Genomic DNA, 13,978 nt, shown 5'->3' on the forward strand with positions numbered 1-13,978 from the left:
TCATTGATTACTGTCTCCGCCTAAAATTGCCATCAGTTCTTCTGTTGACATTAAATCAAGTGAGTTTTGTATCGATTCAATATCGTTTTCCCCTATCGCATCCATTTGCGCTGAAAAAATGATGTTGGCCTGTTCTGCCAATTTGGGGGAAAGAAACAACGAGGCGATAGGGATATCGACCAGAAATTCGGTTTGTATGCGCGTTGTCAATTGCACGGCCATCAGCGAGTGACCGCCGAGTTCAAAGAAGTGGTCGTGACGGCCGACTCGTTCCAGCCCCAGCAGGTCTTGCCAGATCCGAGCCAGAGTGGTTTCCTCCTCACCGAGCGGGGCTTCGTAGCCACTGGCTACCACGGCGGACGCGTCGGGGGCGGGGAGCGCCTGACGGTTAAGTTTGCCGTTGGGGGTGAGCGGGAAAGCGTCGAGCACCATAAAGGCGCTGGGCAGCATATACTCGGCAAGGTGTTGGGCGAGCTGCTGACGCAGTTCGGCCGGCACCAGTTCAACGCCGTCCAGAGGCCGTACATAGGCGACCAGACGCTTGTGATCCAGTTCGTCTTCGCGTACCAGAATCACTGCCTCACGTACCCCGTGACATTGCACCAATCGGGCTTCGATCTCGCCGAGTTCAATGCGGAAGCCACGCAGTTTGACCTGAAAGTCATTGCGGCCGAGATATTCGAGATTGCCGTCGGGAAGCCAGCGGCCGAGGTCGCCGGTTTTGTACATGCGGGCGCCCGGATCGGCGACAAGGGGATCGGTGAGGAAACATTCGGCAGTCAGTTCGGGGCGGTTCAGGTAACCGCGGGCGACGCCGGCACCCGCGATATGAATTTCGCCAGTGACACCGAGAGGAACCGGCTGGCCTTGGGTATCCAGGATATAAATCCGGGTGTTGGCAATCGGGTGGCCGATAGGGATTTTTCTATATTCGCTTTCAGTCAGCGGGATTTCATAAGCTGTAGCGAAGGTGGTGGTTTCCGTTGGCCCATACACATGCAGCAGATGCTCTGGCGGGTAATCGGTTCTAAGACTGATCGCAGGACGGATATCGGCCTGTTCACCGCCGAAAAGGACATAACGTAAACCCGACAATGATGAGGCGATCAAACTCGCGTATTGATTGAACAACGCAGTTGTGAGGAAGAGCGCACTGACGCCTTCCGATGTTAATCGCTGCCCAAAATAGTCGGGTTGTAATAAGGTCTTTTCCGGGATCAACAGGATACGTGCGCCATGCACTAACCCCGCCCACACCTCCCAGGTGGCTGCATCAAATGAGACGTTGGCGCAATGGGCAATACAGTCATCGGGGCCAATATCGGCAAAGCCATTATTGATAATCAGGCGCAGGACATTGCGGTGCTCGACCATCACCCCCTTGGGTAATCCGGTGGAGCCGGAGGTGTAGATGACATACGCCAGATGGCGTGACGTCAGCCCCAGAGCCTGAGCGTCCGGGTTGTAGTCTGGCTGTGCCGCCAGAGATGATTCTTGGGTGTCGAGTACTACCGCCGGCACGGGGCTGATTAGCTTGTCGACCCATGCTGTTTGGGTCAGCAAGGCCACCGGTGCCGCGTCATCGAGCATATAAGCTAACCGCTCGGCCGGATAGGTCGGATCGAGCGGCACATAGGCACCGCCCGCCTTGAGGATAGCGAGTAAGCCGACTACCATCTCCGGGCTGCGTTCCAGACAAATTGCCACCCGATCATCCGGCCGTACGCCCAGGGCGATCAGATGATGAGCCAGACGATTGGCGCGGCGGTTCAGTTCGTCATAGCTCATCGTCTGGTCTTCGTACACTATGGCTGTTGCGGCTGGCCGGATCGCTGCCTGAGCCTCGAACAGCTGGTGGATCAGGGCGTCCTGCGGGAAGTCCGTCTCGGTGGCGTTAAAGTCCACCAGCAGTTGTTGCCGCTCTGCCGGTGGCAGAAGCGGCACATCCAGAATCAACTGTTGCGGGTCGTAAGCCAGGGCATCGACCAGACCGCGGATAGCATTAACCAGATAGACGGTGACGCGAGCCGGATCGATCCCGGCCACGGCCTGAGCGGTCAGATAGAAACCAGTTCCCAGATCATCCACCGAGAGGGTGAGCGGATAGTTGGTTCGTTCCTTTGTCGCGATGATGCGCATGCCTGCCCAAGTTGTGTCAACCGCCTTTGCTTCGCCAATTTGGCTGTGACGGTAATTGAGCAGGGCACTGAACAGTGGCATCGGCTGGGCCACGCCACTACAGCGCTGTGCCAGTGTTAACGGAGCCTGTTCATGTTCCAGCAGCGTCATTAAATTGTGGTAGGTGGCCTGCACCACTTCCTGCACGTTGCGACTGGCCAGAGAGACTCGTATCGGCAGGGTATTGATGAACATGCCCAGTACTCGGTCGGCGCCAGCGCTTCCTTGCAGGCGACCCAGCAGCACGGAACCAAAGATCACGTCGTCGCGGCCGCTAGTTTGTGCCAGCACCTGAGCCCAGGCCACATGGAACAGCACACTCGGACTGACCCCCAGACGACGGGCTTGGGTGCGGACGGCTCCCGCCAGGTCGGGGGTGAGCGGGAGACGGGCTTCGGCGATGGATTCATTATCGTCCGGTATCGTGAGCATACCGAACGGTGCGGTGGGGGCGTCGACATCGGCGAGTTGAGCGCTAAAGTAGGTTTCGTGCACTGCGGCCGGCACATTCAGGGTCTGGGCGATAAAGTCGCGGTAAGGCAGTGCTGTGGGGAGTGTCTCGGCCTGCCCCTGTAGTATTTGGGCAATCTCGGCAAAGATAAGCTCCAGCGTCATATGGTCGCTGACCAGATGGTGGAAACGCAGAACCAGCAGCCATTCATTCTGAGCCGGATCGTGGGCGATGTCGGCGGCGAACAGCGGTGCACGGTTCAGGTCGAGACGATGCCGGCGCGGATCGGTGTGGGCCAATAACTGAGCCGGAACGTCGTCCGCCGTGGCTGGAGTGAAGAGTTTGACATACAGCGGTGCCTGACGCCAGACCACCTGAACCGGCTGCGATAATCCCTGCCAGCAGGCAGCGGTGCGCAGGATATCGTGACGGTCGATGACCTGTTGCAGGGCGGCAAGGAAAGTATCGAGACGTTCGCGGCTGTCGAAGGCAAGCAGGCTCTGCAACAGATAAGTATCGCCTTGTGCCTGCATCAGGTGATGGAACAGGATACCTTCCTGCAACGGCGCCAGCGGATAGATATCCTGCACATTACTCGCTCCGCCGGGGATAGCGCCGACGAGGATATCAATCTCGGTCTGGGACAGTGAGATGAGCGACAGCATGTCGGGGGTGAGGTTGGTGCAGCCTTCGGGAATACGGTTAGGTGGCACCACGAAGGCTCCAATGTCATCCTGATGTGCCAGTATGGTTTGTGCCAGTTCAGCAAGGACGGGCGCGGCGAACACGCTGCGGACGTCGAGTCGCCAGCCGAAGCTGCGTAGCCGCTCGATCAAACTGACGATCATCAGCGAATGGCCACCGAGTTCAAAGAAGTGATCGTGACGGCCGACCTGCGTCAGTCCTAACAGGTCTTGCCAAATCTGGGTTAAGGCGGCTTCTACCTCGCCGACCGGGGCTTCATAGCCACGCGCCACCACGGCGGATGAGTCGGGAGCGGGAAGCGCCTGACGGTCAAGTTTGCCGTTGGGGGTGAGCGGGAAGGCGTCGAGCATCATAAAGGCGCTGGGCAGCATGTACTCGGCAAGATGCCGGGCAAGCTGCTGACGCAGTTCGGCGGGAACCAGTTCAACACCGTCCAGCGGCCGCAGATAGGCGACCAGACGCTTGTGACCCGGTTCGTCTTCGCGGGTGAGAACCACGGCCTCGCGTACGCCGTGACATTGCACCAATCGGGCTTCGATCTCGCCCAGCTCAATACGGAAGCCACGCAATTTAACCTGGAAATCATTGCGGCTGAGATACTCGATATTGCCGTCAGGAAGCCAGCGCCCGAGGTCGCCAGTCTTGTACATGCGGGCATCCGGATCGGCGGAGAACGGATCGGCAGGGAAGCGCTCGGCAGTCAGTTCGGGGCGGTTCAGATAGCCACGAGCAACACCCGCACCGGCAATATGGATTTCTCCCGCGACACCGAGAGGAACGGGCTGGCCTTGGGTATCCAGAATATAGATCCGGGTGTTGGCAATCGGATGGCCGATAGGGATTTTCCTCTCTTCGCCTTCAGTCAGTGGGATTTCATAGGCCGTGGCAAAGGTGGTGGTTTCCGTTGGCCCGTACACATGTAGCAGGTGCTGTGGCGGGTAATCGGCTCTAAGGCGGATCGCGGGACGGATATCGGCCTGTTCACCGCCGAAAAGGACATAACGTAAACCCGACAATGACGACGCGATTAAACTCGCGTATTGATTGAACAACGCGGTTGTGAGGAAGAGCGCACTGACGCCTTCCGATGATAAACGCTGACCAAAATAATCAGGTTGTAATAAGGTTTTTTCCGGGATCAACAGGATACGTGCGCCATGCACTAATCCCGCCCATACCTCCCAGGTGGCCGCATCGAATGAGACGTTTGCGCAATGGGCAATACAGTCATCGGGGCTAATATCGGCAAAACCATTATTGATAATCAGGCGCAGGACATTGCGGTGCTCGACCATCACCCCCTTGGGTAATCCGGTGGAGCCGGAGGTGTAGATGACATAGGCCAGATGGCGTGACGTCAGCCCCAGAGTCTGAGCGTCCGGATTGTGGGTCGGTTGTGTCGCCAGGGATGATTCTTGGGCATCGAGAACTACCGTGGTTACGGGGCTGGTTAGTCTATCGACCTGTGCCGTCAGGGTCAGCAAAGCCACCGGTGCCGCATCATCAAGCATATAGGCCAGCCGCTCGGCCGGATAGGCCGGATCGAGCGGCACATAGGCGCCGCCAGCCTTGAGGACAGCCAGCAGGCCGACGACCATCTCCGGGCTGCGTTCCAGACAAATTGCCACCCGATCGTCCGGGCGTACACCTAAGGCGATCAGATGATGGGCCAGGCGATTGGCACGGCGGTTCAGTTCGCCATAGCTGAGTGTCTGATCTTCAAACACGACAGCGGTGGCATTGGGACGGTGTGTCGCCTGAGCTTCGAACAATTGATGGATCAGGGCGTCCTGCGGGAAGTCCGTCTGGGTGGCGTTGAAGTCTACCAGCAACTGTTGCCGCTCCGAAGCCGGCAGGATTGGCAGACGTGCGATGGCTTGTGCCGCATCGGCGGCCATCGCCGTCAGCACCTGCTTAAAGTACTCTACCATGCGTTCGATGGTCGTTGGATCGAACAAGTCCGAGGCATATTCCAGATCACCGGTAAGACCCGTTTCGTTTTCGGTCAGCGATAACGTCAGATCGAAGTGGGCGCTATAACGCGCCTGTTCAACCGGAGAGAGCTGTAGGCCAGGTAACGCCAGATCTTGGGCAGGCGTGTTGTTTAAGGTCAGCATCACCTGGAAGACCGGGCTGTAGCTCAGGCTGCGTTCGGGCTGTAGCGCTTCTACTACCTGTTCGAAGGGCAGATCTTGATGGGCATAGGCCGCGAGTGCACGCTCACGAACCTGTGCGAGCAGATCGGCCACACGGGGCGCCTCACCCGGCGTGACGCGCAGGGCCAGAGTATTGACGAAGAAACCGATCAGGCTTTCTAACTCTTGGTGTGGGCGGTTAGCGACCGGAGTACCGATAACAATGTCATCCTGACCACTGAGCCGGGCGAGGACGATGCTCCAGGCGGTCAGTACGGTCATAAACAAAGTGGTGTGATGGCGCTGTCCGAGTTCCTTAAGCGATGCCAGTAAGGTGGTATCGAGCTGGAAGGACACCTGATCGCCAACATAGGTTTGTACCGATGGGCGTGGCCGGTCGGTTGGGAGTGTCAGTAAGGCTGGGGCGTTCTGAAGTTGGCTACACCAGAAGTCACGCTGTTCAGTGAGGACGGCCTCCTGTAACCCATCGCGCTGCCAGACGGCATAGTCGGCGTACTGAATGGGTAGCGGTGGTAAAGGATCGCCGTGGCCGTTGAGGGCGGCGCGGTAGAGGGCGCCCAGTTCGTGTACCAGTACACCGACGGACCAGGCATCAGCGATGATGTGGTGCTGGGTAAGCAGCAACATATGTGATTCGTCTGTCAGTTGCAGCAGTTGACCGCGGATCAGCGGGCCCCGGACAAAGTCGAAGGGTGTCAGTGCTTCGAGGGCGGAGAGCTCGGCGATACGGGTAGTGTGCATTGCCGGGTTCAGCGGACGCAGGTCCTGGCAGGACAGGGCAAAATTGACGTCAGCGGGATCGATGTGCTGGCAGGGCTGGCCTTCGACTAGCACGAAGCGGGTACGCAGGCTCTCATGCCGGGCGACCAGGCGATCGAGGGCGGTGGTCAGGGCATCGCGGTCAAGTTGACCCGTGAGACGCAGTACCACCGACATATGGTAGGCTAGGCTGGCAGCCGGATCGAGTTGGCTGAGGAACCACAACCGCTGCTGAGCGAAGGACAACGGCAGAGGCTGATGTCGACTCACCTGTTCAATCAATGGCCGTTGCTGCTGACCTCCGCGGGCTTTCAATTGTTCTTCAATTTTCTTCTCTAGAACGGCCCGTTTCAGGTCATCGAGATTCATGTTAATCCTTGTCATTGGTTATTATCTCCGCGGTTATTGTCCCCGTCTAACATTGCCAGCAATTCTTCTGTTGACATTAAATCAAGCGAGTTTTGTATCGATTCAATATCGTTTTCCCCGACCGCATTCATTTGCGCTGAAAAGATGATGTTGGCCTGTTCCGCTAATTTGGGGGAAAGGAACAACGAAGTGAGGGGGATATCGACCAGGAATTTGGCTTTTATACGTGTTATCAATTGCACGACCATCAGTGAGTGGCCGCCGAGTTCAAAGAAGTGGTCGTGACGGCCGATGCGTACCAGCTCCAGCAGGTCTTGCCAGATCTGCGCCAGGGCCGTTTCTACTCTTCCCTGTGGGGATTCATAGTCGCGCGTCACCACGGCGGACGCGTCAGGGGCAGGGAGCGCCTGACGGTCGAGTTTGCCGTTGGGGGTCAGCGGGAAGGCGTCGAGCGTCATAAAGGCGCTGGGTAGCATGTACTCAGCGAGATGCTGGGCGAGCTGTTGGCGTAGTTCAGCGGGAACCAGTTCAACACCGTCCTGAGGCCGCACATAGGCGATTAGACGCTTGTGGCCCGGTTCGTCTTCACGTGTCAGAACTATTGCTTCGCGCACGCCGTGACATTGCATCAGTTGGGTCTCGATCTCACCGAGTTCGATACGGAAGCCGCGCAGTTTGATCTGAAAATCATTGCGGCCGAGATAGTCGATGTTGCCGTCGGGACACCAGCAGCCGAGGTCGCCGGTCTTGTACATGCGGGCATCCGGATCGGAGGAGAACGGGTCGGCGAGGAAACGTTCGGCAGTCAGTTCAGGTCGGTTCAGGTAGCCGCGGGCAACACCGGCACCGGCGATATGGATTTCGCCGGCCACACCAAGAGGAGCGGGCTGACCCAGCGAGTTGAGAATATAGATCTGCGTGTTGGCGATCGGGCGGCCGATATGGCTGACAAAGCCCTCCGCCCGGTTCATCCGTATCCAGGTCGAATAAGTCGTTGTCTCAGAAGGACCATACAGATTGCACACATCCTGTACGGATGTGTGGGCAAACAAATGTTCAACGACGTGCGGTTTCAATGCTTCACCGGCCAGATTGACCGTCCGGGTGGTTATGGGAACCGCCTTGGCTTCGATCAAGTGTACGATGGCTGACGGCACCGTGTTGAGCAGGCTGACCGGCTGCTCGGTGGTGACCAGCGACAGCACATCAGGAACGAGATGAACTGTGCCGCCGGAGAGCAGCGGCGCAAAACATTCGTACACCGCCAAATCAAAATTAAGCGAGGTAGCAAAAAGGGTATGTGCCAATTCCTCCGGGCTGAAAGTCCGCTGCGCCCAAGTGAGGAAGTTCACGGTATTACGGTGGGCGATCGCCACCCCTTTGGGCAAGCCGGTCGAGCCGGAAGTGTAGATCACATAGGCCAGATGGTGTGACGCTAACCCCAGCTTCTGCGGTTCCGGATTGTGGGTTGGCCGTGCTGCTATAGCCGATTCCTGGCCGTCGAGCACTACAGTGAGTACGGGACTGATCAGTCTGTCAACCCACATCGTCTGGGTCAGCAAGGCCACCGGTGCGGCGTCATCAATTATATATGCCAGTCGTTCGGTCGGATAAGCCGGATCGAGTGGCACATAGGTGCCGCCCGCCTTGAGGATACCCAATAAACCGACCATCATCTCTGGGCTGCGTTCCAGACAAATTGCCACCCGATCGTCCGGCCGTAGCCCCAGCGCAATCAGATGATGAGCCAGACGATTGGCGCGGCAGTTCAGTTCGCCATAACTGAGCGCTTGTTCCCCGCATACCACGGCGGTGGCGGCGGGATTGTGCGCCGCCTGAGCTTCGAACAGCTGGTGGATCAGCGCGTCCTGCGGGAAGTCTGCCTGGGTGGCGTTAAAATCAACCACAATTTGTTGCCGCTCAGAGGCTGGCAGGATGGAGACTTGCAGGATTGGCTGTTGCGGGTCGCGAACCAGGGCATCGACCAGACCGTTGATGGCGGTGGCCAGATAAGCGGTTACGCGAACCGGATCGATTCCGGCCACGGTCTGGGCGGTCAAATGGAAACCGATCCCCAGATCATCCACCGACAGGGTGAGCGGATAGTTGGTCCGCTCTTCGATTGCCACGATGCGCATGCCTGCCCAGGCCGTGTCAATTGCGTCGGCCTTGTCGATTTGACTATGACGGTAATTAAGCAAGGCACTGAACAGCGGCATCGGCTGGGCTACGCCACTACAGCGTTGTGCCAGCGCTAACGGTGCCTGCTCGTGCTCCAGCAGCGCCGTCAGACTGCGATAGGTGGCCTGAACCACTTCCTGTACGCTGCGGTCGGCCAGAGAAACCCGCATTGGCAGGGTATTAATAAACATCCCCAGTATGCGATCAGCGCCCGCGACCCCTTGCAAGCGACCCAGCAGCACGGAGCCAAAGACCACGTCATCGCGGCCGCTGGTCTGAGCCAGCACTTGAGCCCAGGCCACATGGAACAGCACGCTCGGACTGACCCCCAGACGCCGGGCCTGGACGCGGATGGTCTCCGCCAAGGCGGGAGCGAGCGGGAGACGGGCTTCGGCAACAGGCTGGCTATCGCCTGGCATCGTGAGCACGCCAAACGGCGCCGTCGGCGCATCGACATCAGCGAGCTGGGTACGGAAATAGGCCTCATGTGCTGTCGCCGGCACGTTCAGGGTCTGGGCGATAAAATTGCGGTAGGGCAGTGCGGCGGGCAGCGACTCGGCATGCCCCTGCTGGATTTGGGCAATCTCAGTGAAAATCAGTTCCAGCGTCATATGGTCGCTGACCAGATGGTGGAAGCGCAGAGCCAGCAGCCATTCATCCTGTGCCGGATCGTGGGCGATATCGGCGGCGAACAGCGGTGCACGATTCAGGTTGAGGCGGTGCAGATGCGGATCAGTGTGGGCGCGTAACTGGGCTGGAACGTCGTCCGCCGTAGCCGGGGTGAAGAGATTGATCCCCAGCGGCGCCTGACGCCAGACCACCTGAACCGGTTGTGTGAGATCTTGCCAGTAGGCAGCGGTACGCAGGATATCGTGGCGGTCGATAACCTGTTGCAGGGCAGCCAGGAAGGTATCAAGACGTTCGCGGGTGTCGAAAGCAATCAGACTCTGCAACAGATAGGTATCGCCTTGTGCCTGTAGCAGGTGATGGAACAGGATACCCTCCTGCAACGGCGCCAGTGGATAGATATCCTGCACGTTGCTCGCCCCACCGGGGATCGTCCCGACGATGGACTCAATTTCGGCCTGAGACAGGGAGACCAAGGGCAGCATGTCGGGGGTGAGGGCAGTGCAGCCCTTAGGAATACGGTTAGGCGGTACGACAAAGGTGTCGGAGTCGTCCTGAATAGCCTGTGCCATTTCGGCAAGGACGGGGGCGGCGAACACACTGCGGACATCGAGTCGCCAATCAAGGTCACGTAGCCGTTCGATCAGACTGACGATCATCAGCGAGTGGCCGCCGAGTTCAAAGAAGTGGTCGTAACGGCCGACCCGCTCCAGCCCCAACAGGTCTTGCCAGATCTGCGCCAGAGCGGTTTCCGCCTCGCCGACTGGAGCTTCATAGCCGCGTGTGATCACAGCGGATGAATCAGGGGCGGGGAGTGCCTGACGGTCAAGTTTGCCATTGAGGGTGAGCGGGAAAGCATCAAGCACCATAAAGGCACTGGGCAACATATACTCGGCGAGGTGCCGGGCAAGTTGCTGACGCAGTTCGGCGGGAACCAGTTCAATGCCGGTCTGTGGCAGCACATAGGCGATCAGGCGCTTTTGGCCCGGTTCGTCTTCACGTGCCAGCACCACCGCTTCGCTCACTCCGCGACATTGCGTGAGTCGGGCTTCGATTTCGCCAAGCTCAATGCGGAAGCCGCGTAGTTTAACCTGAAAATCATTGCGGCCGAGATAGTCGATGTTGCCGTCGGGGCGCCAGCGGCCGAGGTCGCCGGTTCTGTACATGCGGGCATCTGGATCAGCGGAGAACGGATCGGCAGGGAAGCGTTCGGCAGTCAGTTCAGGACGGTTCAGGTAGCCGCGGGCAACCCCGGCACCGGCAATATGGATCTCGCCGGCCACGCCGAGAGGAATGGGCTGCCCCTGTGGGTCAAGAATATAGATCTGCGTGTTGGCGATCGGACGGCCAATAGGAATGGAGCGAGTCACATCGACGGGGGAGGCAATGGCGTAGGTTGCCGCAAATGTGGTGGTTTCCGTTGGACCATAGCCGTTAATCAGGTGTGTCGGCTGAGATCCCGCCAACTGTGCACGTCGTATCTTCCGCGGGTCGAGTACATCGCCGCCGATGAGCAGGTAGCGTAATTGACCAAACAGGGGCTTGAGATCGCTGAGATACTCGTTGAACAAACCGGCCGTCAACCAGAGGGCGGTAACTTGTCCCTTGACCAGCGAATCGCAGAAACGTACCGGATCGAGTAGTACTGAGGGTGAAACCACATGCAGACGTCCCCCGTTCAGTAGGGCAGACCAGATTTCCCATGTTGATGCGTCAAACGCAATATTGGCGCAATGGGCAATACAGTCATCGGAGCCAATGTCGGCAAAACCATTATTGATAATCAGGCGCAAGACATTGCAGTGCTCGACCATCACCCCTTTGGGTAATCCGGTGGAGCCGGAGGTGTAGATGACATACGCCAGATGACGTGACGTCAGCCTCAGCCCCAGTGCCTGAGTATCCGGATTATGATCCGGTTGCGCCATCAGGAACGCGTCTTGGGCGTCGAGGATGACCGTAGGCACGGTGCTGCCCAGTCTATCGACCTGTGCCACCTGAGTGAGTAAGGCTACTGGTGTCGCATCATTGAGCATATACGCCAGTCGCTCGGTCGGGTAGGCCGGATCGAGCGGCACATAGGCGCCGCCTGCCTTCAGGATAGCGAGTAATCCCACCACCAATTCCAAACTGCGTTCCAGACAAATTGCCACCCGATCGTCCGGACGTACGCCCAAGGCGATCAAATGATGAGCCAGGCGATTGGCGCGGTGGTTCAGTTCGCTATAGCTGAGCACCTGATCCTCAAACACCACGGCGGTGGCATCGGGATGATGTGCCGCCTGAGCCTCAAACAGTTGATGGATCAGCGCGTTTTGCGGGAAGTCCGTCTGGGTGGTGTTGAAGTCCACCAGCAGCTGTTGCCGTTCCGGGGCCGACAGCATCGGCAGACCTGCAATGGTCTGCGTCGCATCGGCGGCCATTGCCGTCAGCACATTCTCCAGATAGCCGACCATGCGCTCAACGGTCGCAGAGTCGAATAAGTCGGCGGCATATTCTAAGTCACCCGCCAGACCTGACTCGGTTTCAGTCAGCGACAACGTCAGGTCGAAGTGCGCGCTATGGTGTGTCTGTTCAATTGATACAAGCTGGAGACCGGGCAATATCAGGTTTTGAGACGGCGTGTTGTTTAAGGCCAGCATGACTTGGAAGACCGGGCTGTAGCTCAGGTTGCGTTCGGGTTGTAACGCTTCCACCACCTGCTCAAAGGGCAGATCCTGATGGGCATAAGCGGCGAGCGCCCGCTCACGAACCTGCGCAAGCAGCTCGGCTACACGGGTAGTGTCACTGAGTGTGACGCGTAAGGCTAAGGTATTGACGAAGAAACCGATCAGGTTTTCCAACTCCGGGTGCGGGCGGTTAGCGACCGGAGTGCCGATAACGATATCATTCTGGCCACTGAGCCGGGCGAGAACGATGTTCCAAGCGGTTAACATGGTCATAAACAGGGTGGTGTTATGGCGTTGTCCTAGCCCCTTGAGCGACGTCAGCAAAGTGGCATCGAGCTGGAAGGATACCCGGCCGCCGGCATAGGTCTGCACCGACGGGCGTGGCCGATCGGTGGGGAGTGTCAATAAGGCCGGGGCGTCTTGAAGCTGGGCGCACCAGAAATCGCGCTGCTCAGTGAGGACGGTTCCCTGCAACCAGTTACGCTGCCAAACAGCATAGTCGGCGTACTGAATGGGCAGTGGCGGCAGCGGATCACCGTGGCCGTCGAGAGCGGCGCGGTAGAGGGCGTCCAGTTCGTGCATCAGTACACCGATGGACCAGCCGTCAGCGATAATGTGATGCAGGGTAAGCAGCAACAAATGCGCTTCATCCGTCAATTGCAGCAGTTGACCGCGGATCAGTGGGCCCTGAGCAAAATCGAAGGGCGTCTGTGCTTCGAAGGTGGCGAGTTCGGCAATACGGTGAATGTGCGCCGCGGGTTCCAGCGGACGGAGATCCTGATAGGGCAGGGCAAAGTCGATGTCGGCGGGAGCGATATGCTGGCAGGGTTGGCCATCGACCAGGACAAAGCAGGTGCGCAGGCTTTCATGCCGGGTAATTAGGCGCTCGAGTGCAGTGGTCAGCGCGTGGCGGTCAAGCTGGCCGGTGAGGCGCAGCGCTACCGGGATATGGTAAGCCAGGCTGGCGGCGGGATCGAGCTGACCCAGGAACCACAATCGCTGCTGGGCGAAAGACAACGGCAGCAGCCGGTTGCGATCGGCTGCGGGAATAACGACCTGAGCGGTTGTCGCCGCTCCGCTGAGTGCCTGAGCCAAATCCGTCAGGATGGGCAGGTCAAACAGTTGCTGTAGAGGCAACTCCCGCGCCAGATCTTGGCGCACGCGTGCCACCAGTTGGACGGCAAGCAGCGAATGGCCGCCGAGTTCAAAGAAATGGTCGTGACGGCCGACCTGCTCCAGTCCCAGCAGGTCTTGCCAGATCTGCGCCAGAGCGGTTTCCGTCTCGCCGATCGGGTCGGCATAGCCGCGCATCACGATGGCGGACTGATCAGGTACCGGGAATGCCGGACGGTCGATTTTGCCGTTGGGAGTGAGCGGGAAAGCGTCGAGCGTCATAAAGGCGCTGGGCAGCATATACTCAGCGATGTGCCGGGCCAGTTGCTGACGCAGTTCAGCCGGCACCAGTTCAACGCCTGCCTGAGGTAGTAGATAGGCGACCAGGCGCTTGTGACCCGGCTCGTCTTCACGCGCCAGAACCACCGCCTCGCGTACCCCGTGACATTGCACTAGCCGGGCTTCGATTTCACCGAGCTCGATACGGAAGCCACGCAGTTTAACCTGAAGATCATTGCGGCCGAGGTATTCGATATTGCCGTCGGGTCGCCAGTAGCCGAGGTCACCGGTCTTGTACATACGGGCGTCAAGGTCTGAAGAGAACGGATCGGTAAGGAAGCGCTCGGCGGTGAGTTTGGGGCGGTTCAGGTAGCCGCGGGCGACACCGGCACCCGCGATATGAATTTCGCCGGTGACACCGAGAGGAACAGGCTGCCCTTGTGTATCCAGAATATAGATTTGGGTATTAGCAATCGGGTGGCCGATGGGAA

Annotated in this window: 2 protein-coding genes (1 of these 2 cut by a window edge); both read right to left on the reverse strand. The window is 58.7% G+C overall.

Annotation, left to right across the window (positions count from 1 at the left end; translation table 11 throughout):
- Positions 1–6,633, reverse strand: a complete 6,633-nt coding sequence (locus NXS07_RS06675; protein WP_438818379.1) for a non-ribosomal peptide synthetase — start codon at positions 6,631–6,633, stop codon at positions 1–3.
- Positions 6,630–13,978, reverse strand: the 3' end of a protein-coding gene (locus NXS07_RS06680) for a non-ribosomal peptide synthase/polyketide synthase (protein ID WP_258086417.1). The gene runs 21,610 nt beyond the window's last position; only the last 7,349 of its 28,959 coding nucleotides appear in the window; its start codon lies off the right edge, out of view — the gene reads right to left on this strand; it ends in the stop codon at positions 6,630–6,632. The genes NXS07_RS06675 and NXS07_RS06680 overlap by 4 nt, the downstream gene beginning before the upstream one ends.

The sequence above is a fragment of the Xenorhabdus bovienii genome, from assembly GCF_024721015.1.
Classification (GTDB): domain Bacteria; phylum Pseudomonadota; class Gammaproteobacteria; order Enterobacterales; family Enterobacteriaceae; genus Xenorhabdus; species Xenorhabdus bovienii.

What these genes read in the sequence shown, in the direction of transcription:
- NXS07_RS06675 (WP_438818379.1), bottom strand. Translation starts at nt 6,633, where the DNA reads ATGACAAGGATTAACATGAATCTCGATGACCTGAAACGGGCCGTTCTA.